Here is a 25,672-nt window from a genome sequence, read left to right on the forward strand (position 1 = left end):
GTCGGAACAAGACGAAGATTCTAACCCGGCCGCGCCGGCTATTGCCATGCCTGGCGCAAGTCCTCGATCAGCGCCGCCTCGCCTTCGATGCCCACCGACAAGCGGATCAGGTTGTCGGCGATGCCCAGCTCGCGCCGACGTTCAAGCGGAATCGACGCATGCGTCATCGCCGCCGGCAGGCAGACCAAGCTCTCCACCCCGCCCAGGCTCTCCGCCAGCGTGAACAGCTTCAGCCGCGCCAGCACCCGCCGCGTTTCTTCGGCGTCGCCTTTCAGATAAAAGGACACCACCCCGCCGTAACCCCGCATCTGGCTGCGCGCCAGCTCATGTTGCGGATGGCTGGACAGGCCCGGATACAAGACCCGCTCCACCTGCGGCTGGGTTTCCAGCCAACGCGCCACCGCCAGCGCGTTGCTATTGTGGCGCTCCACCCGCAAGGCCAGCGTGCGCAGGCCGCGCAGCACCAGGAAACTGGCGAACGGGTCCAGCACCGCGCCCACCGCGTTGTGCAGGAAGGCCAGTTGCTCGGCCAGCTCCGGCCGCCGGCGGCTGACCACCGCCGCGCCGGCGATCACATCGGAATGACCGTTCAGGTATTTGGTGGCGGAATGCACGACGATGTCGAAACCGAAGGCCAGCGGGCGCTGCACCACCGGCGAGGCGAAGGTGTTGTCCGCCACCGTGATCAGGCCGTGCCGCCGCCCCAGATCGGCCACCGCCGCCAGGTCCACCAGTTGGTTCAGCGGATTGGACGGGGTTTCCACCCAGATCATCCGGGTATTCGGCCGGATCGCCGCCTGCAAGGCGGCAAGGTCTTCCGACGCCACATAGCTGATCTCCAGCTGCGCGCTTTGCTTGCGCACCTGTTCGAACAATCGGTAAGTGCCGCCGTACAGATCGTTGACCGCGATCAGATGGCTGCCGGCCGGCAGCAGCTCCAGCACCGTGGCGATGGCCGCCAGGCCGGAAGGGAAGGCGTAGCCGCGCGCGCCGTCCTCCAACTCCGCCAAGGCCCGCTCCAAGGCCTCGCGCGTCGGGTTCTGCGAGCGGGAATACTCGTAGCCGCTGTGCTCGCCCGGCGCGTGCTGCCGGTAGGTGGAGGTGGCGTAAATGGGCGGAATCACCGCGCCGAAGGCGTCTTGATGCAGACCGGCGGTGATGGACAAAGTATTGAAATCAGTCATGACGTTTTCTCGCAATGCGGGTGGCCGGCCCCGCTTGGACCGGCCGGGATGAGGAGGAGCTAGACGGCGCGCGAGCGAGGCTGACGGCGCCAGAAGGCCAGCAGATCGGCCTGGGTGATCAGGCCCAGGTAGCGCTCGCCGTCCACCATTAGGGCGACGTGGCCGTCGTTGAAAATATGCAGCAGGTCTTGCAGCGAAGCGCGCGGCGACAGGGTCCGCACCTCGCTGGTCATCGCGCTGCGCACGTTCTGGCGGAAGTTTTCCGGCTCGCCGTGCACCGACAGCAGCAAGTCCCATTCGTCCAGGATGCCGACCACCTTATCGTCGGCCAGCACCGGCAACTGCGACACATCGTGCAGGCGCATGCGCTGATAGACCACGTTCAAGGGCTCGTCCGGGTGGCAAGAGACGGTGCTGCCGTCGGCGTGGCGGCGCACGATCAGATCGGTCAAATCGCCCAGCCGCGGCAGCTCCACCAGGCCGTTGTCCACCAGCCAATCGTCGTTGTACATCTTGGACAGATACTTGTTGCCGCTGTCGCAGACCAGCGTCACCACGCGCTTGGGCTCGGTCTGGGCGCGGCAATAGCGCAAGGCCGCCGCCAGCAGCGCGCCGGAGGAGGAGCCCGCCAGAATGCCTTCCCGGCTCAGCAGCAGGCGGGCGCTGTCGAAGCTTTCCTGATCGCTGATGCGGTAGGCGCGCTTGACCAGGCTGAAGTCGGTTTGCGGCGGGATGAAGTCCTCGCCTATGCCTTCGATCAGCCAGCTGCCGGCCTCGCCGTGGCGTCCGGTCTCGACATGATCCGCCAGCACCGAGCCCACCGGGTCCGCCAGCACGATTTCCACCCGCGGCGCCTCCCGGCTGAAGAAACGCGTCAGCCCGGTCAGCGTGCCGCTGGAGCCCACGCCCACCACCACCGCGTCCAGTTCATGGCGCGTCTGCTCCCAGATTTCCGGGCCGGTGCCGGTTTCATGCGCCAGCGGATTGGCCGGGTTGTTGAATTGATCGATGTAGTAAGCGTCCGGCGTTTCCTTGGCGATACGCGCGGCGAGGTCCTGGTAATACTCCGGATGCCCCTTGCCCACGTCGGAGCGGGTCAACACCACTTCCGCGCCCAGCGCCTGCAGATGCAGAATCTTCTCCCGGCTCATTTTGTCCGGCACCACCAACACCAGCCGATAGCCTTTTTGCGAAGCCACCAGCGCCAGCCCCAGGCCGGTGTTGCCGGCGGTGGCCTCGACGATGGTGCCGCCCGGCTTCAGCTTGCCTTCGCGCTCGGCCGCGGCAATCATGGACAGCGCCACCCTATCCTTGATCGAGCCGCCCGGATTGTGGCTTTCCAGTTTCAGATACAGCTCGCACAGGCCGGTGTCCAGATGCGTCACCTTCACCAGCGGCGTATTGCCGATTAAGGACAAAACGGATTGGTCTTGCATATTGAAATCTCCTAGCTACCGCATATAAATATTGTTTTTAACAACTTGTAGTTATATCGAAAATAAAAAAACGCCGCTTCACACCACGGCGGTGGCTTGCAGAAAACTATAGAAAAACACCAGTTCCGGATTGCTGCGCAATTGGCGCAGTTCCCGCGTCATCGCCGCCACCAGCGCGGCGTCCACCCGTTTCGCCTCGATCAGCTGATCCGCGGCCGACAGCAAGAGCTCGGTCCAGTAATCCAGCACTTGCTGGCGACGATGCGGATCGCGGCTGTCCAGATGCCAGGTCTTGACCTGGGTCTCCACATGGCGAAAGCCCAGGCGCAGCAGCATATTGCCCAGCTTGGCGCCGACGAAGGGATCGCCGCCCACCGCCAGTTGATGGTCATTGAAGGCCAGCCAGTACTGCTGCAGGTTCGAGGAATAAGGCGATAGAAAGAAGGACGCGTTCATCGCCTCGGTGGCGTACAGCCGCGCGCCCGGCTTCAGCACGCGCCGCACTTCGGCCAACACCCGCTCCGGCGACAAGACATGCTCCAGCACCCAGCACAGAAAGGCGGCGTCGAAACTGGCCGGCTGGAAATCCAGATCCTCGGCGTCCATATGCAGCAGCCGGGCGCGGTCCTGCCAGGGGCTGCCCTGCAAACGCTGACGCGCCACCGCCAGCTGACGCTGGCTGAAGTCGACGCCGATGACCTCCAGGTCCGGATAACGCCGCAACAGGATCTCTGTCTGCGCGCCCACCCCGCACCCCACCTCCAGCAGCTGGCCGACGCCGGAGAAATCGATGTCCCGGTAGACCACGGACTCGGAGAAGCGCGCCTGGCGCACCAGGCGCGCCTGTTCGGCGGCGGAAAAACCATGAATATAGGGCAGCTCGCTCGCCCCGTCGGTCAGTTGCAATGTGGCCATGTCCATCTCGCAGAGTTGCATCAACATGGCCACATTATATTTCCAATTATTATTACAAATATAAATTTTATTTCTTATTTTCATATAAAAAACGAGTCTATCCACCCCGCCCCAAGCCTGCGCGGACGCAAAAAAACCCGCGGCGCGCCGCGGGTTTTCATCGAGTCGGACAGGCTTAAACCATGGCCGCCTGACGCAGGCTGATCGAGAAGCGCTGCAAGGCGGCGATGCCGGAGGCCTCGGCGCGGGTGCACCAGTCCTGCAGTTCCTTGAGCAGCTGCTCGCGGCTCAGCGTGGAACGCTCCCACAGACGGGTCAGCTCCTGGCGCATCGAATACACGGTGGCCAGCACCTGGCTGTGCTCCAGCAAGGTGGCCAACTGCATGCGCTCGGTTTCCGGCGTGTCCTTGGCGTCCTGCTTCAGCCACACCTTCATCTTGCCGCTCAGCTTGCTACCGGAAAAGTCCGGCAGATTGATCTTGTCCAGCTCGCTGCGGTACACCTCTTTCAACTCGCGCGCATAACGGGAGGCGATGGCGTAGCGGTTGGAAATGATGGCCTGCAGATGTTCCAGGTCCAGTTGCGGGCGCGAAGCGTCCTCGGCCAGCCGCGGCGCCACCTTGCGCACCTTGGCCAGGCCCAGGATTTCCAGGATGCGGATATACATCCAGCCGATGTCGAACTCGTACCATTTATACGACAGCTTGGCCGAGGTGCCGAAGGTATGATGGTTGTTGTGCAGCTCTTCGCCGCCCACCAGAATGCCCCAGGGGAAGATATTGGTGGACGCGTCCTCGTTCTCGAAATTGCGATAGCCCCAGAAGTGGCCGATGCCGTTGATCACCCCGGCCGCCCAGAACGGAATCCAGATCATCTGCACCGCCCAGATCGTCAGGCCAGCCGGCCCGAACAAGACCAGATTGATCAGCAGCATCAGCACGATGCCCTTGGCGCTGTGGCGGGTGTAGACATTGCGTTCCAGCCAATCGTCCGGCGTGCCGTGGCCGAACTTGTCCATGATGGCCTGATCCTTGCAAGCGCCGCGGTACAGTTCCGCGCCCTCCCACAGGACCTTCTTGATGCCCAAGACCTGCGGGCTGTGCGGATCGTCCGCGGTCTCGCACTTGGCGTGGTGTTTGCGATGGATGGCGGCCCATTGCTTGGTGACCATGCCGGTGGTCAGCCACAGCCAGAAGCGGAAGAAGTGGCTGGGGATGGGATGCAGATCGAGCGCGCGGTGCGCTTGGTGACGATGCAGAAAGATGGTGACCGATGCGATGGTGACGTGGGTCAGCGCCAAAGCGACCACGATATAGCCCCACCAGGGGAGGTCAAGCACGCCGTTTATCCAATTCATGTACTAATCGCGCCTCGTAAAGCAATCTAGAAGAAAGACTCTATTCTATACAAGCGGCCCGCCGATGTCAGACCGTTTTGCGCTTGCGCCGGCAACCCGCCGCCGCAAACGCCCAACTTGGACCCCGCCGACGCCCTCCGGTTCACGCGCCGGCAGTAACGCAAGCGGTGGACGATGGTGTACCATAGGGCCTCATTCCATCCTAGTTAAGAAAAAGCGCTAGTGTTGCCAAATCGTCGTCTGATCATTGCCGGCGCCACCCTCGGTGGCCTGTTCGTTCTGTATGGAGGCGCGACCCTGTGGGCCGGCGTCAAGGCGGAGCAGACCTTGCAGGAACAGCACAAGATGCTGGCCGACCTGCCGCTGTTCAAAGTCAAATCCCACAGCTACCAACGCGGCTGGTTCTCCTCCACGGAAACCACCGAACTGGTGTTCAATCGCCATTTGTCCGGCCCGTATGAAAACATGCTGCCCGACAATGTGAAGCCGCTGCTGAACGCCACCATCAAGTTCACCAACCACGTCAAACACGGCCCCCTCCCCGGCATCGGCGATTTCGATTTCCGGCCCGGCCGCGCGCTGGTGCGCACCGAGTTCGCGATGAGCGACTCCACCCGCAAGACGCTGGCCAGCTTCTTCGGCGACAAGGAACCCATCACCATCTTCAACCGTCTGGGCTTCGGCGGCGGCGGCGAACTGGACGTCAAGGTGCCGGCCTTCGACTATGAAGAAGCGCTGTCCGGCGTAAAGATGAAATGGAAGGGCTTCGACCTGAAGCTCGACTACGCCAACGGTTATAAGGAATACAAGAGCGAGGCGCTGTCGCCCGGCTTCCTGCTGGAAGCCGCCAGCAAGGGAACCGTGGCCTTCGACGGCGTGCGCTACGTCTCCGACATCCGCCCCGGCAACACCGGGGTCAAGCTGGGCACCAGCGAACTGACCGTGGGCAATGTCCGGCTCAACTCCCGCGAAAGCGTGCCCTACAGCATCAAGCTGAACGAGCTGGTCTACCTGATGACCCGCGTGCGCGTCGGCGAGTTCATCAATCCGTCCGGCGAATTCAAGCCGTCCGCGGTGACGCTGAAGGACTTCCGCTATCAGATCGTCACCAGCGAGCAGGACGACTACGTCAACACCCGCGGCAAACTCAACTTCGCCGAGTTCAACTTCAACGACCACCGCTACGGTCCGATGCGCCTGGACATCTCGGCCAACCATCTGCACGGCCCGACCCTGGTCAAACTGGATCAGGCCATCGGCCAGATTCCGTTCGAAGGCGTGGACCCGGCGCTGCTGCGCAAGCAATACATCGACACCATCAAGAAGAACGGGATTCCGCTGCTGCAAAACGATCCCAAAGTGGTGATCAACGAGTTCTACCTGAAGATGCCCAACGGCGAAGCCAAGCTGGAGGGCAGCCTGGGCGTCAAGGGCCTGCAAGCCGCGGATCTCAACGACGCCGCGCAGTTCATCAGACGCTTCGAAGTGGACGCCAAGCTCAGCCTGCCGCGCCAGACGCTGGAAGACCTGGTGATCGCCCAGGCGCGTACGCTGTTCACCGTCGATCAGAGCGCCGAAGACCAGCCCAATATGAAGGAAGTGGAAGACCTGGCCAAAAACCTACTGGACAGCCAATTGGCGCAGTGGAAGAGCGAGCAGTACATCGTTGAGGACAAAGGCCAGATCAACACCGAACTCAACTACGGCGGCGGCGTGCTGACCATCAATAAGAAGAAGGTGGCCCTGCCCTGGGAGGAGATCGAGGCGGAAGCGCCGCGCGACGCCTCCCAGCCCGGCTCCGACAAGCATACGGACAAGAGCGCCGACAAGAAGAAGTAAGACGGCGGCCCACGCCGCACGCAAAAAGGGCTGTCATACGACAGCCCTTTTTCTTTTCCGACCCGGTCGAAACCTTGCGGCGCTTAATCGTCGTCGTGCATCTGGCTTTGCAGATAATTCTGCAGGCCCACGCTTTCGATCAGGCCCAACTGCGTCTCCAGCCAGTCCACATGTTCTTCCTCGCTCTCCAGAATGTCTTCCAGCAAGTCGCGGGTCACGTAGTCCTTGGCGCTTTCACAGTAGGCGATGGCTTCGCGCAACAGCGGCAGCGCGTCCATTTCCAGTTTCAGGTCGCACTCCAGCATTTCCTTCGGATTCTCGCCGATATGCAACTTGCCCAGGTCCTGCAGATTCGGCAGCCCTTCCAGGAACAGCACGCGCTCGATCAGCGCGTCGGCGTGCTTCATCTCGTCGATGGACTCGTGATACTCGTGCTCGTTCAGCTTCTTCAAGCCCCAGTTCTTGTACATGCGGGCATGCAGAAAGTACTGGTTGATCGCGGTCAGTTCGTTCTTGAGGATCTGGTTCAGATACTTGATAACTTTTTTATCGCCTTGCATCGCGCTCTCCGGGAAGAAATGATTCTTCCATTATGACATAGCGCGCGCCAGTCTCAAGTTATCACAGCCAAAATAAAGGACTTCGCCCCGCTTGACGCGGTGCGTGGGGGATTTGCAGTTCGTCCGGCCTTGGCCGAGACTAAGCAACAGACGGGGTCAGGAATTAAGCGGCGCTGCGCGCGGTCGAAGCCGGACCAAGCGCGTGGACAGCCTCCTTGCGAAGTTGGTTAGCCATGCAGGCGCACTTGCCGCAATCGGTCGCCACCCCAAGCTCGCGGCTCAGATCGCACATGCGGGTTGCCCCGTTGTGTACCGCTTCGCGGATTTGCTTGTCAGTTACAGCGTGGCAGAGGCAAACGTACATGGCAGTTCCGGTGGTGAATGAAGACGGGATTGAGTTAAAGTAATCGAGAATCGTTATCAAGAATATAGATTCAAACAAGAATCATTGTCAACAAGAAAGCGCAGACCATGACGCAGTGGAAACCAAATGCGACAGTTGCGGCAGTCATTGAGCTGGACGGGCGCTACCTAATGGTGGAAGAGGTGACCAGCGACGGCATCTGCTTCAACCAGCCCGCCGGTCATCTGGAATACGGCGAAACGCTGGAAGACGCGGTGAAACGCGAAGTGCTGGAGGAAACCGGCTGGCACTTCCGGCCCTTGGGCCTGGTGGGCATTTATCTGGTGGACCGGCCCAACAGCGACATCACCTATCTGCGCTTCGCCTTCTACGGCCACCCCTTGCGCCGCGAGGACTATCCGCGGCTGGACGACGGCATCCTGTCCGCGCAATGGCTGAGCCACGAGGACATCGTCTCGCTGCGCGCCCAGCATCGCAGCCCGGTGGTGCAGCAATGCCTGGACGACTATCGCGCCGGCAAACGCCACCCCCTGGCGCTGATCCATCATCTGGGCCGCTGACCGCCCAAGCCCACCGCCCGGAGCCGGCATGTCCTTGAGATCATTGTCTTTCCTATTGGCTCTGCTGGCCGGCGTCCCATGGGCGGCACAAGCCAGCGCCATCAATATCTGCTACCATTACGGCTGTTCCAGACATGCCTACGTAGACATCTCCGCCGAAGCCGACGCCTGGCTCGCCGCTCGCCTGTCCGCCGCAAACAGCCCGGAAACCGAACGTTCCGCCGTCAGCGACGCCGTCACCGCGCTTTATCACATCGCCGCGCGCACGTTGCCCATTTGGCAAGACAAGGGCGGCAATTTCCGCGACGGGCCCGCCGAAGGCCGCATGGACTGCGTGGACCACAGCAGCAATGTCACCGCCTTCCTCACTTATCTGCAGGATCACGGCTGGCTGCAATACCACACGGTGGGCAAACCGGCCTGGCGCGCGCCGCGCCTGCTCGACCTGCATTACACCGCGGTGCTGCGCGACCTGCTCTCCGGCCAGGATTGGGCGGTGGACAGCTGGTTCAAGGACTTTGGGCAAGCCCCGGTGGTGCTTGCCCTCGATATTTGGATGGAAGGATATTCCCCATGACGGGTAAGAAAAGAATTGTCGTCGGCATGTCCGGCGGCGTGGACTCCTCGGTGACCGCCTCGCTGCTGAAGCAGCAGGGGCACGAGGTGATCGGCGTCTTCATGCAGAACTGGGAAGACGACAACGACGACGAATACTGCTCGATCAAGCAGGACGCGCTGGACGCGATGAGCGTGGCCGACATCGTCGGCATCGACATGGAGATCGTCAACTTCGCCAAGGAGTACAAGGACCGCGTGTTCTCCTACTTCTTGAAGGAATACTCCGCCGGCCGCACGCCCAATCCCGACGTGTTGTGCAACGCCGAAATCAAATTCAAGGCCTTTCTCGACTACGCGATGGAACTGGGCGCCGACTGCATCGCCACCGGCCACTACGCGCGCAAACTGGAAAAGGATGGCACCCACTATCTGATGAAGGCGGTGGACCACACCAAGGATCAGAGTTACTTCCTCTACCGTTTGCAGCAGCATCAATTGGCCAAGTCCATCTTCCCGCTCGGCGACATCCGCAAGACCGAGGTACGCAAGCTGGCCGAGGAAGCCGGCCTGCCCACCGCGGCCAAGAAAGACTCCACCGGCATCTGCTTCATCGGCGAACGTCCGTTCCGCGACTTCCTGCAGCGTTATCTGCCCACCCAGCCCGGCGAGATGATGCTGCCGGACGGCAAGGTGGTGGGCGAGCATATCGGCCTGATGTATTACACCCTGGGCCAGCGCAAGGGACTGAATATAGGCGGCGCGCGCGAGGGCACCGGAGAACCGTGGTTCGTCGCCGGCAAGGACATCCCCGGCAACAAGCTGATCGTGGTGCAAGGCCATGACCACCCGCTGCTGCTGAAGCCGACGCTGGCGATGGCCGACCTGAGCTGGACGCTGCCGGCGCCGCCGGCGGCCGGCGAATACGCGGCCAAGAACCGCTACCGCATGGCGGACGCCGGCTGCAATCTGTCCGCCATCGTCGACGGCCAGGCCACGCTGACGTTCCGCGACAAGCAATGGGCAGTCACCCCCGGCCAGTCCGCGGTGCTGTACGACGGCGACGTCTGCCTGGGCGGCGGCATTATCCAATAAGAACCTGTTTACGATCCGCTACGCGTCGGTAGAGACATTGTGCGATGAGTGCCGACTTCGAAATGCTCATGTACCCTATGTACACTCCGCTTTCTCAGCCGCAACGCCTTGTCTCGCCCTAGCTCGCCAGATCGTAAACAGGCTCTAAGCAGCGGTTCAAAGTCCGCTGAGCGCCGACGATGCGATGAAAAAGCCCTGCGCCAAACCGCAGGGCTTTTTTCTTTCAAACTCAAGGTTGCGGCAAGGGCGGCAGCCGCCTCAGGCCCAGGCTGATCGCCAGCATCGCCGCCAGGCTGGCCCCCAAGACCGCGGCCACGCCCTGCCAAGCGCCGCGGCCCCACATCAGCCCGGACAAAGACCCCACCAGACTGGAGCCCAGATAGTAGGCGCTCAAGTAAATGGCCGAAGCCAGCGCCCTCCCCTGACGCGCCCGCAAACCCACCCAGCTGCTGGCTACCGAATGGCCGGCGAAAAACCCGAAGGTGAACAAGGCGATGCCGGCCACCAGCAGGACGATGTGATCGCTCAAGGTCAGCGCCAGCCCCAAGAGCATGGCCAGCACCATCAGCCACAGCATATTGCGCCGGCCCAGGCGATCCGACAGCTTGCCGACCCAGGCCGATGACCAGACACCGACGATATACAGCGAAAACACCAGCCCCAGCAGGCTCTGGCTCATATTGAAGGGCGCGGCCAGCAGACGGAAACCCAGGTAGTTGTACAAACTGACGAAACAACCGGACAGCAGAAAGGCGCTGATGAACAAGTAAGGCAGACCCGCGTCTTGGAACAGGGCCTTGGCCTCCCGCCACATGCGGCCCAGATCATGCCGACGCGGCTGGAAATGCCGGGAAGGCGGCAGATTGCGCCAAAACAGCCAGGCGCCGGCCGTGCCCAGCAAGGCCAAAGCCAACAAGGCCCAGCGCCAGCCGAAATGATCCGCCAGCAAGGAGGCGATGAAACGGCCGCTCATTCCGCCCAAGGCATTGCCAGCGATGTACAAGCCCATCGAGTGGCCCAGAGATTTCGCGTCTACCTCCTCGCTCAGATACGTCATCGCCACCGCCGGCAGGCCGGCCAGCGCCACGCCGAAAGCCGCGCGCAGCCACAGCAGATGCTGAAAGCTGTCCGCAAGCGCCGACAACAGCATCAGCAGCGCGCCCAGCGCCAGCGCCGCGTTCATCAAGGGGCGGCGGCCCAGGCGATCCGCCAGCAGGCCGGCGGGAATCAGGCTCAGGGCCAGGCTGCCGGTGGCCAGCGAGACCACGCCGCTGGAGGCGGCCGGCGACAAGGAGAAATCCTCCGCGAACATCGGCATCAGCGGCTGTGCGCCGTAGAGCATGGCGAAAGTGCAATAGCCGCCGACGAACATGGCGCGCGCGGTGGCGCGGAATTCCGCGGTGCCGGCGTGCAGCTTGACCGGCGGAAGGGGGGCGACGGACGGCGGCGGTACGACGGCGCCTAGGCAGGGTGACGAGGAATCGGCGGACATGAAAAGCTTTCAATGCGAAATATGGCTTTGAGCTTAGTCTTGGCCGAAAGCGCAGTCCAATATATATTTAACCATCATTTGATACTTTTAAAATATCAATCATGGAACTACGCCATCTACGCTACTTCGTCGCCGTTGCCGAAGAACTGCATTTCACCCGCGCCGCCCTGCGCCTGCATATCGGCCAGCCTCCGCTCAGCCAGCAGATCCAGGCCTTGGAGGCCGAGCTGGGCGTGCGGCTGCTGCGCCGCCACCAGCGCAAGGTGGAGCTGACCGAGGCCGGCCGCCAATTCCTGAGCCGGGCCCAGCGCATTCTGGCCGACGCGGAACTGGCCGCGGCGGAAGCCAGACGCGCCGCGCGCGGCGAGATAGGCGAATTGAGCATAGGCTTCACTTCTTCTCTGCCGCTGTCCCCCATCCTGCACGCCGGCCTGCACGACTATCGTCTGCGTTTCCCGGAGGTCGGCCTCAAGTTGCGCGAGATGTTCACCACCGACCAGTACCAGGCTTTGCTGCAACGGCGGTTGGATATCGGCTTCGTCCGCTTCAACGGCCTGGAGCCGATGCCGGACATCGCGGTGGTGGAGTTGCAGCGAGACGCGCTGCGGGTGGTGATCAGCGCCGAGCATCCGCTGGCCGGCCTGCCGGCGCTGCGCTTGGAGCAATTGCGCGGGGAAAGTCTGATCGGCTACCCGCAGGAGGCCGGCACCGGCTTGAACACGGTGCTGCGCGAGCTGGCGAGCCGGCAAGGCATGGACTGGCGGCCGCGGCAGGAGGCCGGCGAGGCGATCACGCAGATCGGCCTGGTGGCCGCCGGACTCGGCATCGCCATCCTGCCCTCGCCGCTGGAATGCGTGCGGCTTCCCGGCGTGCGCTATGTGCCGCTGCTGGACGAGGGCGCTTATCTGGCGATGGGCTTGGCCACGCGGCTGGACGAAGACTCGCCGCTGGTCAACCAGTTTCTGAACTTGATGCGCGAGCGCTGGCTCAACGCCCCCCGCTGACGTCCAGCAGGCTGCCGGTGCAAAAAGAGCTGGCGTCGGACAACAGCCAGACGATGGCGGCCGCCACCTCCTCGGCCGCGCCGCCGCGCCCCATCGGCACGCTGCCGGCCAGGCGCTCCACCCTGCCCGGCTCGCCGCTGGCGGCATGAATGCCGGTGTGGATCAGGCCCGGGCGCACCGCGTTGACGCGGATGCCTTCGGCGGCCACTTCCCGCGCAAGACCCAGGGTTAGGGTGTCGACGGCGCCCTTGCTGGCGGCGTAATCGACATACTCGCCGGCCGAGCCCAGCCGCGACGCGGCGGAAGAAACGTTGACGATGGCGCCGCCAACGCCGCCATGACGGGTGGACATCCGGCGCACCGCCTCGCGGCAGCAGAGAATGGGGCCCAGCACATTGCTGCGCAACACCTGCTCCACCCGCTGCGCCGAGTAATCCTCCAACCGGCCTATCGGCGCGGTGACGCCGGCATTGTTGACCAGGGCGTCCAGGCGGCCGTAGCGGCCCACCACCGCGTCGAACAGACCGACGATGTCAGCCTCAAGCGAGACATCGGCGCAAAACGCTTCGGCGTCCGCGCCCGCATGCCGCAACTCGGCCGCCACGGCCTCCGCCCCGGCCCGGTCGCGGCGGTAATTGACGGCGACGCGCCAGCCCTCCGCCGCCGCCAGCCGCGCCGTCGCCGCGCCTATGCCGCGCGAAGCGCCGGTGATCAGCACCACCTTGCCCTCATTCATGGATCAAGCCTTGCGCATGAATTGCTGATGCCAGCGCGTGCGCGCGCCGCGCGCCGCGCCGAAACGCTCCGCCAGCCGCTCGCCGTCGCCGGCGTCCAGCATCTGGCGCAGTTGGTCCAGCCCGGCGCGGTAACGGTCCAGCTCCTGCAGCAGCGCGTCGCGGTTGGCCAGGCTGATATCGGTCCACATTTCCGGATGGCTGCCGGCGATGCGGGTGAAATCGCGAAACCCGGTGGCGGCGAAGTCGAAACAGCGCTCGGCGTCGGCCTTGCCCGCCACCATGTCCACATAGGCGAAGGCCAGCAAATGCGGCAGGTGGCTGACGGTGGCGAACACCGCGTCGTGCTCCTCCGCCGTCATGCTGTGGATGTCCGCGCCGCAGGCGCGCCATAGCGCCGCCACCCGCTCCGCGGCTTGCGGCTGCGTTTCCGGCAGCGGCGTCAACACCACCTTGCGGTTTTCGTACAGGCCGTACTGCGCGGCGGCGGCGCCGGACAGATCGGAACCGGCGATAGGATGCGCCGGCACGCAATGCGCCAACTGGCGCGGCAGATGCCGGCGATACAGCTCCACCACGTCGCCCTTGGTGCTGCCGGCGTCGGTGACGATGGTCTCCGGCCGCAGCTTCGGCGCCATCGCCGCCATCAGCGCGCCCATCTGCCCCACCGGCGAGGCCAACAGCACCAGATCGGCGCGTTCGGCCACGGCGGCCAAGTCCTGGCTGATCTCGTCCACCACGCCCAGTTCCAAGGCCCGCTCCAGGTTTTCCCGGGTGCGGCCGACGCCGATCACATGCCGCGCCATCCCGGCGCGCTTCAGCGACAAGGCGAAAGAGCCGCCGATCAAACCGACGCCCACCACCACCAGGGTATCCATCCCTTGCTGCACCGCTTCTCCTCTATCCATGGCGGAACCTAGAACGGCTATCATACCTGCCTAATGTCGGCTGACAACCACTCCGTTGCGACGCGATCCCGCGCGCCCTGCTTAGGACATACGATGCGCTACAGTTTTTATTGCTATTTCAAGGTCGATGCGGACAACGCGCCCCTGCTTGCGCAGCTGCGAACGCTGCAAGCCGGCCTCCTGGCCCGCGCCGGCGTCGCCGGCCGCCTGCTGCGCCGCCGCGACGACGCCGGCACCTGGATGGAAGTGTATGAAGGGATTGCCGACGCCGACGCTTTCCGCAGCCTCTGGCTGGATGTCAGCGCCGAATGCGGTCTGGCGGCGCTGAGCCGCCATGAGGAGTGGTTTCAGCCGCTGGATTAAGAACCGGCTTATGATCTGCGGCGCGTCGTGAGACCTTACACGGCGAGCAGCGCTTCGAAATGCTCATGTACCGCATGTACACTCCGCTTTCTCTGCCGTTTTCGCCTTAGCTCGCGAGCTCGTACACAGGTTCTAAGAAATTGGCCAGCTGAGGCTGTCCGTCGGCCGCGCCAAGTGAAAGCCCTGGACGAAATCGCAGCCGGCGGCGCGAGCAATGTCCAGCTGCATCTCGCTTTCAATGCCCTCGCCCACCACCTTGGCGCCGTGCAGCTTCAGGATGGCCACCAGCTCGGCCAGCTTGTCGCGCAGCGCCGGCCGCATCAGCGCGCGCCGCATCAACACCTTGTCCAGCTTGACGTAATCCGGCTCCAGCAGCCACACCCGCTCCAGATTGGACGCGCCCTGGCCAAAGTCGTCCAGAGAGATCAAAAAGCCGAGATCACGGTAGCGCTGCACCGCGCCGTGCAGCCGCACCGGATCGCTGACCGCGTCCTCCACGATTTCCAGGCAGACATGGCGCGGCTCCACCCCCAGCAGTTGCAAGGCCTCGGCGAAGAATTGCCCGTGCGCCTCGCTGACGTTCACCAGATGCTGGGCATTGACGTTGAGCGACAGCACCAGGCCCGGCGGCGGCGATTGCAGCAGAAAATTGAGCAGGTGCAGGCAGCGCAGTTGCCGGTCCACGTACACGGTGCGGCGCGGCGTGGTTTCCGCGGCGAACAGCACGGTGGGAATCAGCTGGCCGCCAAAGCGGTCCGACACCCGCGCCAGCGCCTCCACCGACCACAGCTTGGGCTCCCCGTCCTGCAAGCGGTACACCGGCTGGAAGACGCTGCGGAAGCGCCAGTCCTCATGCCGGCCGCGCACGCGCTCTTCGCGCCAGGCCAGCGGCTCCGCCTCGAAGCCATGCCGCGCCAGCATCTGATTCAGACGCGGCAACGCCGCCCGCGCCTGCCGCGCGCCCAGGTCCAGAACCGCTACCTCACACTCCGCCATCGCCGACATTGCGCCTCCCGGCATGCGCCAAGAAAACAAACAAGAAAAAAGGCCGAACATCGTTCGGCCCAAACAGGATACGAGAGAAACCTGCATGCGGTTCTGTTGAACCGACAAACAGTAAGAGGCTGCCTTTGACGACAAAGCCGCCAAAAGCCGCCAGCGCTCTACTGCGCCAGAAAGACCCGCTTAATATACATGGCTCTCTTTATCTCTAAAAATAATTAAATGCTCGTTGTATAGTTCACATAAATCTATGACTTGGATTTAGGCCTGCTGAGAAGCCGGCTTGCCTTCCGCTTCCGCCGGCCGGCCCATGATGCGATCCAGCCACAGCGCGATCACGCCGTCGCCGGTAACGTTGCAGGCGGTGCCGAAGCTGTCCTGAGCCAGGTAGAGCGCGATCATCAAGGCCAGGCTGGCCTCGGGGAAGTGCAGCATGCTGGCCAGAATGCCCAGCGCCGACATCACCGCGCCGCCCGGCGCGCCCGGCGCCGCCACCATGGTCACGCCCAGGAGCAGGATGAAGGGGAACATCACGTCCCAGCTCGGCACGTCCAGGCCGGCCGTCATCAGCATCACCGCGGTGGCGCAGGTGACCAGGGTGATGGTGGAGCCGCACAGATGGATGGTGGCGCACAAGGGCATCACGAAATCCGCCACCGGGCCGGACACCTTCATCTGCTTGGCCGAGCGCAGCGCCACCGGAATCGTCGCCGCCGACGACATGGTGCCCAGCGCGGTCAGGTAGGCCGGCAACATATTGCGGATCAAGGACCAGGGATTGCGGCCGCTGGCGAGGCCAGTCACCGTGTACAGCAGGGTCAGCCAGATCCAGTGCATGGCGATGGCCAGCACCAGCACCACGCCGAAGGTCTTCAGCGTGGAAAACACCGAACCGTCGGCCGCCATCTCGGCGAAGACGCAGGCGATATAGGCCGGCAGCAGCGGAATCAGCACCTTGGCCAAGACCAGTTCGACGATGTCCTTGCCCTGATCCACCACCTCCTTGAGGCGCAGCGCGCGGGTGACGGCGATGCCGAGGCCGAACACGAAGGCCAGCATCAGCGCGGTCATCACATCGAACAGCGGCTTGATCTCCAGCGTGAACAAGGCCTTGATCGCCGCCGGCTTGTCGGTGGCGTGCACGCCCTGAGCGATCAAGGACGGCAAAACGCCGGAGGCGACGGCGAAAGCCGCCAGCCCGGACAGAATGGTGGAGCAGTAAGCCAGCCCCACGGTCCAGCCCAGCATCTTGCCGGAGTTGGACTCCAGCGCGGCGATGCCGCTCATGATGTAGAACACGATGATCAGCGGAATCATGAAGCCGATGAACTGCCCGAACAGGGCTTTGAAAGTCATCAGCAGGGCCAGCGGGCCGTCCGGGGCCCATAGTCCCAGCGCCAGGCCAACCGCCATGCCGGCCAGTAGTTTAAGAATCAATTTCACGGCAACCTCTCTGAGCTTGGTCTTTGGTCTAATGTTGTTCGCGATCCGCGCGTGCGCTTGCCGCCATGCCCGGTCCGGACACGGCGCGCCAGTCGGAAGAATGGAGATCCGCCCGTCGAGGGCGGCATGGACAAGAGAACGGACGCGGTCCGGGCAGACCTGTATGCGGGCCGGGAACTGCCCTCCCGGCGCCTGGCCTCAGGCTTGAAGCGACAAGCTGTGTCGCAGGGCGCTCAATAGCGGATGAGGCGTCCAGCTACGCTCGCCCAGGCGGGTAATCTGCCAGATACCCATCAGGCTATTGGAGAGAAACACCGCATCGGCGTCAATCAAGCGCGGGGCGGAAAGTCGCGTTTCAGTAAAAGAGCGTCCGATATCCAAACAATGCGCGGTCAACCAATCCCGCACCGCGCCGTTCACGCCGCAACGGTCCAGCCTTGGCGTGACGATGGCCTCGCCTTCCAGCAGATAGACATTGCTCATCGTGCCCTCCGCCACCCAGCCTTCCATATCCAGCATCAGGCCTTCGGCGATGGCGGGATCTCGCCATTCCGAGCGCGCCAGCACGTTCTCCAGCCGGTTCAGATGCTTGATGCCGGCCAGCGCCGGCTGCAAGGCCAAGCGGGTTTCGCACCAGCGCGCCGTCACGCCCTGTTCGGCGCGCTCTGGCGGATAGCCGTTCCAGGCCGCGGCGCTGACGATGCGGGTGCAAGACGGCGCCTCCGGCATCGCGTAGCCGCGCGCGCCTTCGCCGCGGGTCAGCACGATCTTGGCCACCGCGCGCGGCAGGCCGTCCGCCGCCGCGGCCAGTTCGGCCAGCAACAGCGCTTCTTCGGGCGGAGGCAGGCGCAGCCGGCGCGCGTCCTCGCACAGGCGCGCGTGCTGCCAGGCCCACAAGCGCGGCCGACCGTTCAGCAGCTCCAGCGTGCGGAACACGCCGTCGCCGTAGGCCAGGCCGCGGTCCGCCGCGGCGATCCGCTCGCCGGGCCCGCCGTTGATCAGCATCGCCATCAGGCCTGCTCCACGCCCAGCGCCCGCAGCAGGCCGCGCGCCTTGTGGCGGGTTTCCTGCAGTTCGCGTTCAGGATCGGAGTCGGCGACGATGCCGCCGCCTGCGCGGAAGCGCAGCGCGCTCCCCTCCTGCATGAAGGTGCGGATCAGGATGTTCAGGTCCATGCTGCCGTCGCGGTTGAGATAGCCCAGGCTGCCGGTATAGGCGCGGCGCGCGCTGTTTTCCAGCTCGCGGATGATTTGCATGGTGCGCACCTTGGGACAGCCGGTGATGGTGCCGCCGGGAAACAAGGCGCGCAGCGTTTCCACCGGGCCGACGCCGGGACGCAGGCGGCCGCGGACATTGGATTCAATATGGTGGACATAGGCGTAACTGGCCACCGCCATCAGTTCGTTGACCTCCACGCTGCCGGGCTGGCAGATGCGGCCCAGGTCGTTGCGCTCCAGATCGATCAGCATCACATGCTCGGCCCGCTCCTTGACGCTGGAAATCAGCCGCTGCTTCAAGGCGGCGTCTTCCGCCGGGTCCGGCGAGCGCGGATGGGTGCCGGCGATGGGCCGCGTTTCCGCCCAGCCGTCGCGCACCCGTACCAGCCGCTCCGGCGAGGAGCTGACGATCTGCGCGCCGCCGAAATCCGCCAAGGCCGAGAACGGCGCCGGGTTGGCGCGGCGCAGTGCGGCGAAGAGATCGGCCGCGGCGACGCCGGCGTCCAGTTCGGCGCGCCAGCCGCGCGAAATATTCACCTGGAACACATCGCCTTCGTAGATGTAGCGCTTGAGGCGGACGACCGCGTCGGTGTACCACTGCGGCGGGTCTTCCTCCAAGCCCCGCAACGCCACCGGACAGGGCTCGAAGACCGGCGCCGCCTGGGCCAGGCTCAGCGCACGCTGCCACAGCTCCGCGCTTTCCGCCACGATCCAGCCGCAAGCCTCGCGGCGATCCACCAGCACCGCGGCCGGGGTGCGCGCCAGCGCCGCCAGCGGAAAGCTGTCCGGCAGCGCATCGGCCACGCTGGGCTCGAATTCGGACAGCAGATCGTAGCCCAGGTAAAGGAAATGCCCGCCGACGAAAGGCAGTTGATGACGGTTATCGACCGGCTGCGGCTTGAACTCGGCCAGGCGGCGCAGAAAATCGCCGCCCTCGCCAGCGTGAAACAGCTCGCGGCCGTCTTCCAGCAGCAACAGATCCCAGCCGGCGTCGCCGGAGGACATCATCAAATACGGAAAGGTTTGCGGATCCGCCGCATGCATCGCCAGCAGGTCCGGCGCAAAATCCAGTTTCTGAGTGAACATCGAGAAGTCCCGGGCCGGCAGCCCGGCGCAGCTTGCCGCCCGCTTTGACCCGGACGGCGTGAAAACAAAGAAAAACCGCTGCGAGTGTAGCGCAGCGGTTCGGACTGTCAATCGACAAGACGACGATCAGACGCGCTTGAACACCAGCGTGCCGTTGGTGCCGCCAAAACCGAAGGAGTTGGAGATGCCGATGTCTATCTTCATCTCGCGCGCGGTATTGGCCACGTAATCCAGATCGCAGCCGGCCTCCACATCCTGATCGTTCAGGTTGATGGTGGGCGGCGAAACCTGGTTGTGCACCGCCAGAATGGTGTAGATCGCCTCCACGCCGCCGGCGCCGCCCAGCAAGTGGCCGGTCATCGACTTGGTGGAGTTGACCACCAGCTTCTTGGCGTGGTCGCCAAACGCCAGCTTGATCGCCGTGGTTTCATTGGCGTCGCCCAGGGGCGTGGACGTGCCGTGAGCGTTCACGTACTGCACCTGGTCGGCGTTGATGCCGGCGTCGCGCAGCGCGTTGCTCACGCCGCGCGCCGGGCCTTCCGCGCTCGGCGCCGTGATGTGGTGAGCGTCCGAGCTCATGCCGAAGCCGATCAGCTCGGCGTAGATCTTGGCGCCGCGTTTGACCGCGTGCTCATAGTCTTCCAGCACCAGCACGCCGGCGCCCTCGCCCATCACGAAGCCGTCCCGGCCCTTGTCCCAGGGACGGGAAGCCGTGGCCGGATCGTCGTTGCGCGTGGACAAGGCCTTCATCGCGGCGAAACCGCCGATGCCCAAGCGCGAAACCGCGCCTTCCGCGCCGCCGGCCAGCATCACGTCGGCGTCGCCGTACTGGATCAGCCTAGCCGCGTCGCCGATGCAGTGCGCGCCGGTGGTGCAGGCGGACACGATGCCGTAGGACGGACCCTGATAGCCTTTCAGGATGGACACCTGGCCGGCGATCAGATTGATCAGCGAGCCCGGGATGAAGAAGGGGCCGATCTTGCGCGGACCGCCCTCCATCAAGGCCACGCCGGTTTCCTCGATCAGCGGCAGGCCGCCGATGCCGGAACCGATGTTGACGCCGACCCGGGTCTTGTCCAGGCCCGGCACGTCGTCCAGGCCCGCGTCCGCCACCGCTTGCAGCGCCGCGGCGATGCCGTAGTGGATGAACAAGTCGTTGCGGCGGGCTTCCTTCGGCGAGATATAGTCGCTGATCTCAAAGCCCTTCACTTCGCCTGCGATCTGGCAAGCCATGTCGCTGGCGTCGAAACGGGTAATCTTGGCGATGCCGCTGTTGCCGGCCAGCAAATTGGCCCAGCCGGTGGCGACATCATTGCCGACCGGGGACACATGGCCCAGGCCGGTTACTACAACTCTGCGTTTTGACACGAAGAATCTCCGTGAGAGATGGGAGGGCAGTCTCCCCACGAGACCGTCCACGCATTGCGATGCCCTACGGTTTGGCAGGGATCAAACGCGCGTTTGGCATCCTCTTGGCAAAAGACCTCTGCGAAGAGACCAGAAGGCTCCGGGCAGAGGTCCTAATACCCCTCGAAAGGGAAGGAATTACTTGTTCAGGTGGGCAGTGACGTAGTCGACGGCTTGCTGAACGGTGGTGATCTTCTCGGCCTCTTCATCCGGAATTTCGCACTCGAACTCTTCTTCCAGAGCCATTACCAGCTCAACGGTGTCGAGGGAGTCGGCGCCCAGATCGTCCACGAACGAAGATTCGATTTTCACTTCGGCTTCGTTTACGCCCAGTTGTTCGGCAACGATCTTCTTAACGCGCGCTTCGATGTTTTCCATTTGTTTAAACCCTTGACCTTTCTGATTCGGGATAACAAAACCCCGGTATTCTACAAAAAAAAATTAGAGCAGCCTACCTAAATCTCCAGGCGGGCCGCAAGCTCGTTCACGGCATCAACATGCCGCCGTTGACATGCAGCGTCTGGCCGGTGATATAGCCAGCGCGATCCGACGCCAAAAAAGCGGTGGCGTCGGCGATATCCTTGGCGTCGCCCAGGCGGCCCAGGGCGATCTGCTCGACCAGTGCCGCGCGTTGCGCTTCCGGCAGCGCGCGGGTCATATCGGTGTCGATGAAGCCGGGGGCCACGCAGTTGACGGTGATGTTGCGGCTGCCCACCTCGCGCGCCATCGACTTGGTGAAGCCGATGATGCCGGCCTTGGCCGCCGAATAATTGGTCTGGCCCGGGTTGCCGGACACGCCCACCACCGAAGCGATATTGACGATGCGGCCGAAGCGCGCCTTCATCATGCCGCGCAACACGGCCTTGGACGCCTTGAACACCGATTTCAGATTGGTGTCCATGATGTCGTCCCAGTCCTCGTCCTTCATCCGCATCAGCAAGCCGTCGCGGGTGATGCCGGCATTATTGACCAGGATGGCGATCGCGCCGAATTCTTTTTCGATGGATTCAACCAGCGCGTCGATCGCGCCGGCCTCGGTCACATTCAACACCCGGCCGGCGCCGCCCTGTGCGGACAGACGCTCGTGGATGCTCGCTGCGCCGGCCTCGCTGGTCGCGGTGCCGATCACCACGGCGCCTTCGGCCGCCAGCGCCGCGGCGATCGCCGCGCCGATGCCGCGCGATGCGCCGGTGACCAATGCCACTTTGCCTTGCAGGCTCATTGCAGTCTCCTTATCGTTATTCCGGCCCCGCCTTGACGCGGCCGCATTGCATTCAGTTCAGTTCGCCGCGAGCGGCTTCCAGCGCCGCCACATCGGTCAGCGCCAGGCATTTGATGTTGCCGTCGATGCGCTTGGCCAGGCCGGCCAGCACTCTGCCCGGCCCGCATTCCGCCATCTGCGTCACGCCGTCGGCGGCCAGCTTCTGGATGGTTTCGGTCCAGCGCACCGGCATGTACAGCTGACGGGTCAGCGCGTCGCGGATCTGCGCCGGCTCGTTGTAGCTGGCGACGTCGGCGTTGTGCAGCACCGGAATGGCCGGCGCGCCGATATCCGCTTGCGCCAGCGCCGCGGCCAGTTGCTCCGCCGCGGGCCGCATCAACGCGCAATGCGAGGGCACCGACACCGGCAAGGGCAGCGCGCGCTTGGCGCCGCGGGCCTTGCACTGCTCCATGGCCCGCTCCACCGCGCCCTTATGGCCGGCGATCACCACCTGACCCGGCGAATTGAAATTGACCGCTTCCACCACTTCGCCCTGAGCCGCTTCCACGCAGGCGGCGCGGATGTCCTCGTCGGACAGGTTCAGGATGGCGGCCATCGCGCCGACGCCCACCGGCACCGCGGACTGCATCGCCTCGGCGCGCAGGCGCACCAGTTTCACCGCTTCGGCGAAGGGCAAGGCCGCCGCCGCCACCAGGGCGGTGTATTCGCCCAGGCTGTGGCCTGCCACCAGCGTCGGCTGGCGGCCGTTCAACTCCTGCCAGGCCAGATAAGTGGCGTAGCCGGCGGCCAGCATGATGGGCTGGGTATTGACGGTGGCGTTGATCTCGTCGGCCGAGTCCGCCTGCAGCATCGCCCACAGGTCGACGCTCAAGGCGTCCGATGCTTCGTCAAAAGTGTGTTTCACCACGGGCAGATCGGCAAAGCCGTCCATCATTTTCAAGCTTTGCGAGCCTTGGCCCGGGAACAGAAAAGCAAACGCCATAGTCGACTCCAGAGAATTCGACGCAAGAATGACGCAAACCGGCGACGTCTGCCAAGCCTAACGATCAAATATCGCGGAGGCTAGTGACCTCACGGTCAGCCGTCGGCGGCTTGCGCGCCAATGTTTCGGGTCAGATCTTCAACAATACAGCGCCCCAGGCGAAACCGCCGCCTATGCCTTCCAGCAATACGGCCTGGCCTGGACGAATGCGGCCGTCGCGCACCGCGCAGTCCAAGGCCAGCGGAATCGATGCGGCGGAGGTATTGCCCTGTTGCGGCAATGTGACGATCACGCGTTCCATCGGCAAGCCCAGATGCTTGGCGGTGGATTCTATGATGCGCAGATTGGCCTGATGCGGCACCAGCCAGTCCACTTCGCTCTTGTCGACGCCGGCTTCCGCCAGCGTCTTGGCCGCGATGTCGGACAAGGCTTTGACCGCGAATTTGAACACCGCCGGGCCGTCCATGTGCAGATAGGGCATGCCCTGAATCTTGCCGCCGGAAATCTGGGCCGGAGTGTTGAGAATGTCCTTGTAGCGGCCGTCCGCCGCCAGCTTGGCGTGCAGGATGCCCGGCTCCTCGGAGTCGCCGAGAATCACCGCGCCGGCGCCGTCGCCGAACAGCACGCAGGTGCGGCGGTCGTCCCAGTCCAGCACCCGTGACATGATTTCCGCGCCCACCACCAGAGCGCGGCGGGCCATGCCGCTCTTGATGTAGTTGTTGGCGGTCACCAGCGCGAACATGAAGCCGGCGCACACCGCCTGCACGTCGAACGCCGCGCAACCGGGAATGCCCAGCTTTTCCTGCAACAGACAGGCGGTGCTGGGGAAGACCATATCGGGAGTAGTGGTGGCCACGATGATCAGATCGATCTCGTGCTTGTCGATGCCCGCGCTCTGAATCGCGGCTTCCGCCGCCTTGAGCGCGAGATCGCTGGTTTTGTGTTCCTCTGCGGCAATATGGCGCGCGTGGATGCCGGTGCGAGAGACTATCCACTCGTCGCTGGTATCCACGCGTTCAGCCAACTGCGCATTGGTGAGCACCTGCTCGGGCAGAAAGCTGCCGGTGCCTAGAATGCGGGAATAGCCCATGGTTGTCAGTTCGCTTCCGCCTCGGACTGCTTGAGATTGTTTAATTGGTGCGCAATCCGGTCGGCGATGTGACCAATCACGTCGGAACCGGCTTCCTCGCAAGCCTGCTCCAGCGCGTAACGGAATCCTGTGACGTCGGTCCCGCCGTGGCTTTTCACCACGATGCCGCGCAGCCCCAGCAAGCTGGCGCCGTTGTAGCGGCGGGGATCGATGCGCCTCTTGAACAGTTTGAGCACCGGCAGCGCGGCCAGCGCGCACAAACGCGTCCACCAGCTGCGGCCAAACTCTTCGCGCAGGAACACGGCAAACATGTGAGCCAGCCCCTCAGCTGTCTTCAAAGCCACATTGCCGGTAAAACCGTCGCAGACTACCACATCCACCGTGCCTTTACAGATGTCGTCGCCCTCCACGTTGCCGTGGAAATTGAGCTCGGACTGGCGCAGCAGTTCGGCGGTCTTCTTGATATTGTCGTTGCCCTTGATGTCTTCCGAACCGATGTTCAGCAGGCCGACGCTAGGGCTGGCGTTGCCGCTGAGGCACACCACCAGTTCGGATCCCATGATGCCGAACTGCAACAGTTGTTCTGGGGTGCAATCGACGTTGGCGCCCAAATCCAACACGCAAGACGAGCCCTTGACGGTGGGCAGCATTTTGGCGATGGCGGGACGGTCGATGCCGGGAATGGTCTTGAGTACGAAACGCGCGGTCGCCATCAGCGCGCCGGTGTTGCCGGCGGACACGGCGGCCTGAGCTTCGCCTTCTTTGACCAGATTAATGGCCACCCGCATCGACGAATCTTTCTTGTTCTTCAAGGCGAGCTGAGGCGCCTCATCCATGCCCACCACTTGGGTGGCGTGCTGGATGCGGATGCGTTCACGCGCGACGCCTTGATGCGCGGCCAGTTCAGCCTCTAGGGCTGCTTGGTCGCCAACAAGAATCAAACGGGTGTCGGGATGGTTCTGCAGGAATTGGATCGATGCAGGGACGGTAACCTTGAGGCCAACGTCACCGCCCATTGCATCAACCGCGACGGTGATAGTCATCAACGAGTGCGGTAATAGTGCTGCCTAATCAGTGGGGAAAGTAGGAAAACGGGGAGATTACTCGCCCTTGGTCTTCACAACTTTGCGGCCGCGGTAGAAACCGTTCGGGCTGATGTGGTGGCGCAGGTGCGCTTCGCCGGTGCTGGCTTCAACTGCCAGAGCCGGAGCGGTCAGAAAATCGTGTGCACGATGCATGCCGCGCTTGGACGGGGACTTTTTGTTCTGTTGAACAGCCATGGTCGACTCCTAAGAAATTCAAGTAGATTCAGTTCGAATCCGGGTTTTACTCGGACTTGGGTCTCTTAAGCGCCGCCAGCACCGCAAACGGATTGGGCTTGTCAGCCTTGGCGAGCGAGAGAGTTTCCCTGCCGCAGTCGTCGTGTTTCGGCGACAGCGGCAAGCCCATAATGATTTCGTCTTCGATCAACGCCGTCAGGTTCAGTTCCGGCTCGGCGATGATAGCGTCCAGCTCCTCGTCCTGCTCGCAAGCCTCTTCCAGCTTGTCCGGATCGGTAAACAAGGTGACCACCGAATCGGTGTCCAGGCTGTACGGCATGCTTTCCATGCAGCGCTGGCAGGTCACTTTGAGTTCCCCGGACAAATGAAGACGCAGCGACAAACGGTTCAAGCTGTCGCGAAAACCGTCCAGGGCGTATTCCACGTTCCCGGAGGTGTCGGACAGGTCGCTGTGCACGCGCTCATCCAGCTCGCCAACCGGCAGTTTGCCGGCCTGCGAACGCCCTTCCCGGGCGAACTTGAGCGGATCGATCAAAATCGGTTTAGACATAAACCTCGCATGGTACAATCCATTCCC

At 63.5% G+C, this 25,672-nt stretch carries 27 protein-coding genes; 6 read left to right on the forward strand and 21 right to left on the reverse strand.

What is annotated here, in order from left to right:
- Positions 1 to 38 precede the first annotated feature (38 nt).
- From ACODRW_RS17080 to ACODRW_RS17095, 4 genes are all read right to left on the reverse strand, one after another.
- On the reverse strand, positions 39 to 1,184 hold the full coding sequence (locus tag ACODRW_RS17080; RefSeq protein WP_227107242.1) for a trans-sulfuration enzyme family protein: 1,146 nt from the start codon (positions 1,182 to 1,184) through the stop codon (positions 39 to 41).
- Between the two features lie 59 nt (positions 1,185 to 1,243).
- Positions 1,244 to 2,620 carry a pyridoxal-phosphate dependent enzyme gene (locus tag ACODRW_RS17085; RefSeq protein WP_107798385.1) on the reverse strand — a complete coding sequence of 459 codons (1,377 nt, stop codon included), beginning with the start codon at positions 2,618 to 2,620 and terminating at the stop codon, positions 1,244 to 1,246.
- 78 nt (positions 2,621 to 2,698) lie between these two features.
- Positions 2,699 to 3,562, reverse strand: coding sequence for a methyltransferase domain-containing protein (locus ACODRW_RS17090; RefSeq protein WP_488906277.1), 864 nt, complete (start codon positions 3,560 to 3,562; stop codon positions 2,699 to 2,701).
- A gap of 148 nt (positions 3,563 to 3,710) precedes the next feature.
- Positions 3,711 to 4,892: a DesA family fatty acid desaturase gene (locus ACODRW_RS17095; RefSeq protein WP_107798384.1), complete on the reverse strand. Its 1,182-nt coding sequence runs from the start codon at positions 4,890 to 4,892 to the stop codon at positions 3,711 to 3,713.
- A 222-nt stretch (positions 4,893 to 5,114) separates the two neighbouring features.
- Here ACODRW_RS17095 and ACODRW_RS17100 point away from each other — a divergent pair, with 222 nt between their 5' ends.
- Positions 5,115 to 6,731, forward strand: a complete 1,617-nt coding sequence (locus tag ACODRW_RS17100) for a YdgA family protein (protein WP_107798383.1) — start codon at positions 5,115 to 5,117, stop codon at positions 6,729 to 6,731.
- 83 nt (positions 6,732 to 6,814) lie between these two features.
- Here ACODRW_RS17100 and bfr read toward each other — a convergent pair whose 3' ends face one another.
- Together bfr and ACODRW_RS17110 are read right to left on the reverse strand one after the other, a co-directional pair.
- On the reverse strand, positions 6,815 to 7,291 hold the full coding sequence (gene bfr, locus ACODRW_RS17105; protein WP_107798382.1) for a bacterioferritin: 477 nt from the start codon (positions 7,289 to 7,291) through the stop codon (positions 6,815 to 6,817).
- A 163-nt stretch (positions 7,292 to 7,454) separates the two neighbouring features.
- Positions 7,455 to 7,655, reverse strand: coding sequence for a bacterioferritin-associated ferredoxin (locus ACODRW_RS17110; RefSeq protein ID WP_019103980.1), 201 nt, complete (start codon positions 7,653 to 7,655; stop codon positions 7,455 to 7,457).
- Positions 7,656 to 7,762: 107 nt separating this feature from the next.
- Between ACODRW_RS17110 and ACODRW_RS17115 the strand changes: the two genes are divergently transcribed.
- The 3 genes from ACODRW_RS17115 to mnmA are packed head-to-tail and all read left to right on the forward strand — an operon-like array spanning position 7,763 to position 9,865.
- A complete protein-coding gene (locus ACODRW_RS17115) occupies positions 7,763 to 8,215 on the forward strand; it encodes an NUDIX hydrolase (protein ID WP_107798381.1) in 453 nt (150 codons plus the stop codon).
- A gap of 28 nt (positions 8,216 to 8,243) precedes the next feature.
- Complete coding sequence (locus ACODRW_RS17120; RefSeq protein ID WP_233246647.1) at positions 8,244 to 8,792, forward strand: hypothetical protein; 549 nt, start codon at positions 8,244 to 8,246, stop codon at positions 8,790 to 8,792.
- The gene (gene mnmA / locus ACODRW_RS17125; RefSeq protein WP_107798379.1) at positions 8,789 to 9,865 is read left to right on the forward strand and encodes a tRNA 2-thiouridine(34) synthase MnmA; all 1,077 of its coding nucleotides are present in this window, start codon (positions 8,789 to 8,791) and stop codon (positions 9,863 to 9,865) included. Before ACODRW_RS17120 ends, mnmA begins: the two co-directional genes overlap by 4 nt.
- A 229-nt stretch (positions 9,866 to 10,094) precedes the next feature.
- On the opposite strand, the gene ACODRW_RS17130 is transcribed toward mnmA, so the two are convergent.
- Complete coding sequence (locus tag ACODRW_RS17130) at positions 10,095 to 11,357, reverse strand: MFS transporter (RefSeq protein WP_235089709.1); 1,263 nt, start codon at positions 11,355 to 11,357, stop codon at positions 10,095 to 10,097.
- Positions 11,358 to 11,458: 101 nt separating this feature from the next.
- On the opposite strand from ACODRW_RS17130, the gene ACODRW_RS17135 reads away from it, so the two are divergent.
- Positions 11,459 to 12,361 (forward strand): LysR family transcriptional regulator, encoded by a 903-nt coding sequence (locus tag ACODRW_RS17135; protein ID WP_488906278.1) that lies wholly within the window; start codon positions 11,459 to 11,461, stop codon positions 12,359 to 12,361.
- Here ACODRW_RS17135 and ACODRW_RS17140 read toward each other — a convergent pair.
- Both ACODRW_RS17140 and ACODRW_RS17145 read right to left on the reverse strand, forming a co-directional pair.
- Positions 12,345 to 13,097 carry an SDR family oxidoreductase gene (locus ACODRW_RS17140; protein WP_488906279.1) on the reverse strand — a complete coding sequence of 251 codons (753 nt, stop codon included), beginning with the start codon at positions 13,095 to 13,097 and terminating at the stop codon, positions 12,345 to 12,347. The two genes, ACODRW_RS17135 and ACODRW_RS17140, sit on opposite strands and share 17 nt — an antisense overlap.
- A 3-nt stretch (positions 13,098 to 13,100) precedes the next feature.
- On the reverse strand, positions 13,101 to 14,003 hold the full coding sequence (locus ACODRW_RS17145) for a prephenate dehydrogenase (RefSeq protein WP_488906280.1): 903 nt from the start codon (positions 14,001 to 14,003) through the stop codon (positions 13,101 to 13,103).
- Positions 14,004 to 14,096: 93 nt separating this feature from the next.
- On the opposite strand from ACODRW_RS17145, the gene ACODRW_RS17150 reads away from it, so the two are divergent.
- A complete protein-coding gene (locus ACODRW_RS17150; protein WP_488906281.1) occupies positions 14,097 to 14,366 on the forward strand; it encodes a DUF4936 family protein in 270 nt (89 codons plus the stop codon).
- A gap of 132 nt (positions 14,367 to 14,498) precedes the next feature.
- Here the strand turns inward: ACODRW_RS17150 and ACODRW_RS17155 are convergent, their stop codons facing one another.
- The 12 genes from ACODRW_RS17155 to ACODRW_RS17210 form a co-directional block, all read right to left on the reverse strand.
- Entirely contained in the window at positions 14,499 to 15,371 is an 873-nt protein-coding gene (locus ACODRW_RS17155) for an EAL domain-containing protein (protein ID WP_107798374.1), read from the reverse strand.
- Between the two features lie 258 nt (positions 15,372 to 15,629).
- Positions 15,630 to 16,811, reverse strand: a complete 1,182-nt coding sequence (locus tag ACODRW_RS17160) for a dicarboxylate/amino acid:cation symporter (RefSeq protein ID WP_107798373.1) — start codon at positions 16,809 to 16,811, stop codon at positions 15,630 to 15,632.
- A gap of 198 nt (positions 16,812 to 17,009) precedes the next feature.
- The gene (gene pabC, locus ACODRW_RS17165) at positions 17,010 to 17,822 is read right to left on the reverse strand and encodes an aminodeoxychorismate lyase (RefSeq protein WP_488906282.1); all 813 of its coding nucleotides are present in this window, start codon (positions 17,820 to 17,822) and stop codon (positions 17,010 to 17,012) included.
- Positions 17,822 to 19,114, reverse strand: a complete 1,293-nt coding sequence (locus tag ACODRW_RS17170; RefSeq protein WP_235089719.1) for an aminodeoxychorismate synthase component I — start codon at positions 19,112 to 19,114, stop codon at positions 17,822 to 17,824. Before ACODRW_RS17170 ends, pabC begins: the two co-directional genes overlap by 1 nt.
- 126 nt (positions 19,115 to 19,240) lie before the next feature.
- The gene (gene fabF / locus ACODRW_RS17175; RefSeq protein ID WP_488906283.1) at positions 19,241 to 20,482 is read right to left on the reverse strand and encodes a beta-ketoacyl-ACP synthase II; all 1,242 of its coding nucleotides are present in this window, start codon (positions 20,480 to 20,482) and stop codon (positions 19,241 to 19,243) included.
- 177 nt (positions 20,483 to 20,659) lie between these two features.
- Positions 20,660 to 20,899, reverse strand: a complete 240-nt coding sequence (gene acpP / locus ACODRW_RS17180) for an acyl carrier protein (protein WP_019103041.1) — start codon at positions 20,897 to 20,899, stop codon at positions 20,660 to 20,662.
- A gap of 106 nt (positions 20,900 to 21,005) precedes the next feature.
- Positions 21,006 to 21,743 (reverse strand): 3-oxoacyl-ACP reductase FabG, encoded by a 738-nt coding sequence (gene fabG / locus ACODRW_RS17185; protein ID WP_107798369.1) that lies wholly within the window; start codon positions 21,741 to 21,743, stop codon positions 21,006 to 21,008.
- A gap of 52 nt (positions 21,744 to 21,795) precedes the next feature.
- On the reverse strand, positions 21,796 to 22,725 hold the full coding sequence (gene fabD, locus ACODRW_RS17190) for an ACP S-malonyltransferase (RefSeq protein WP_488906284.1): 930 nt from the start codon (positions 22,723 to 22,725) through the stop codon (positions 21,796 to 21,798).
- Positions 22,726 to 22,855: 130 nt separating this feature from the next.
- Entirely contained in the window at positions 22,856 to 23,815 is a 960-nt protein-coding gene (locus ACODRW_RS17195) for a beta-ketoacyl-ACP synthase III (RefSeq protein ID WP_488906285.1), read from the reverse strand.
- A 5-nt stretch (positions 23,816 to 23,820) separates the two neighbouring features.
- A complete protein-coding gene (plsX, locus tag ACODRW_RS17200; protein ID WP_107798366.1) occupies positions 23,821 to 24,858 on the reverse strand; it encodes a phosphate acyltransferase PlsX in 1,038 nt (345 codons plus the stop codon).
- Positions 24,859 to 24,915: 57 nt separating this feature from the next.
- A complete protein-coding gene (rpmF, locus tag ACODRW_RS17205) occupies positions 24,916 to 25,095 on the reverse strand; it encodes a 50S ribosomal protein L32 (protein ID WP_011136965.1) in 180 nt (59 codons plus the stop codon).
- 46 nt (positions 25,096 to 25,141) lie between these two features.
- Positions 25,142 to 25,645 (reverse strand): YceD family protein, encoded by a 504-nt coding sequence (locus ACODRW_RS17210; protein ID WP_107798365.1) that lies wholly within the window; start codon positions 25,643 to 25,645, stop codon positions 25,142 to 25,144.
- Between the last annotated feature and the right edge of the window lie 27 nt (positions 25,646 to 25,672).

Source organism: Chromobacterium sp. FG89, from assembly GCF_057808735.1.

Bases quoted from the DNA above. Each gene is read 5' to 3' on its own strand.
- ACODRW_RS17080 (WP_227107242.1), bottom strand. From the start codon at position 1,184: ATGACTGATTTCAATACTTTGTCCATCACCGCCGGTCTGCATCAAGAC.
- ACODRW_RS17085 (WP_107798385.1), bottom strand. From the start codon at position 2,620: ATGCAAGACCAATCCGTTTTGTCCTTAATCGGCAATACGCCGCTGGTG.
- ACODRW_RS17090 (WP_488906277.1), bottom strand. From the start codon at position 3,562: ATGTTGATGCAACTCTGCGAGATGGACATGGCCACATTGCAACTGACC.
- ACODRW_RS17095 (WP_107798384.1), bottom strand. From the start codon at position 4,892: ATGAATTGGATAAACGGCGTGCTTGACCTCCCCTGGTGGGGCTATATC.
- bfr (WP_107798382.1), bottom strand. From the start codon at position 7,291: ATGCAAGGCGATAAAAAAGTTATCAAGTATCTGAACCAGATCCTCAAG.
- ACODRW_RS17110 (WP_019103980.1), bottom strand. From the start codon at position 7,655: ATGTACGTTTGCCTCTGCCACGCTGTAACTGACAAGCAAATCCGCGAA.
- ACODRW_RS17115 (WP_107798381.1), top strand. From the start codon at position 7,763: ATGACGCAGTGGAAACCAAATGCGACAGTTGCGGCAGTCATTGAGCTG.
- ACODRW_RS17120 (WP_233246647.1), top strand. From the start codon at position 8,244: ATGTCCTTGAGATCATTGTCTTTCCTATTGGCTCTGCTGGCCGGCGTC.
- mnmA (WP_107798379.1), top strand. From the start codon at position 8,789: ATGACGGGTAAGAAAAGAATTGTCGTCGGCATGTCCGGCGGCGTGGAC.
- ACODRW_RS17130 (WP_235089709.1), bottom strand. From the start codon at position 11,357: ATGTCCGCCGATTCCTCGTCACCCTGCCTAGGCGCCGTCGTACCGCCG.
- ACODRW_RS17135 (WP_488906278.1), top strand. From the start codon at position 11,459: ATGGAACTACGCCATCTACGCTACTTCGTCGCCGTTGCCGAAGAACTG.
- ACODRW_RS17140 (WP_488906279.1), bottom strand. From the start codon at position 13,097: ATGAATGAGGGCAAGGTGGTGCTGATCACCGGCGCTTCGCGCGGCATA.
- ACODRW_RS17145 (WP_488906280.1), bottom strand. From the start codon at position 14,003: ATGGATAGAGGAGAAGCGGTGCAGCAAGGGATGGATACCCTGGTGGTG.
- ACODRW_RS17150 (WP_488906281.1), top strand. From the start codon at position 14,097: ATGCGCTACAGTTTTTATTGCTATTTCAAGGTCGATGCGGACAACGCG.
- ACODRW_RS17155 (WP_107798374.1), bottom strand. From the start codon at position 15,371: ATGTCGGCGATGGCGGAGTGTGAGGTAGCGGTTCTGGACCTGGGCGCG.
- pabC (WP_488906282.1), bottom strand. From the start codon at position 17,822: ATGGCGATGCTGATCAACGGCGGGCCCGGCGAGCGGATCGCCGCGGCG.
- ACODRW_RS17170 (WP_235089719.1), bottom strand. From the start codon at position 19,114: ATGTTCACTCAGAAACTGGATTTTGCGCCGGACCTGCTGGCGATGCAT.
- acpP (WP_019103041.1), bottom strand. From the start codon at position 20,899: ATGGAAAACATCGAAGCGCGCGTTAAGAAGATCGTTGCCGAACAACTG.
- fabG (WP_107798369.1), bottom strand. From the start codon at position 21,743: ATGAGCCTGCAAGGCAAAGTGGCATTGGTCACCGGCGCATCGCGCGGC.
- fabD (WP_488906284.1), bottom strand. From the start codon at position 22,725: ATGGCGTTTGCTTTTCTGTTCCCGGGCCAAGGCTCGCAAAGCTTGAAA.
- ACODRW_RS17195 (WP_488906285.1), bottom strand. From the start codon at position 23,815: ATGGGCTATTCCCGCATTCTAGGCACCGGCAGCTTTCTGCCCGAGCAG.
- plsX (WP_107798366.1), bottom strand. From the start codon at position 24,858: ATGACTATCACCGTCGCGGTTGATGCAATGGGCGGTGACGTTGGCCTC.
- rpmF (WP_011136965.1), bottom strand. From the start codon at position 25,095: ATGGCTGTTCAACAGAACAAAAAGTCCCCGTCCAAGCGCGGCATGCAT.
- ACODRW_RS17210 (WP_107798365.1), bottom strand. From the start codon at position 25,645: ATGTCTAAACCGATTTTGATCGATCCGCTCAAGTTCGCCCGGGAAGGG.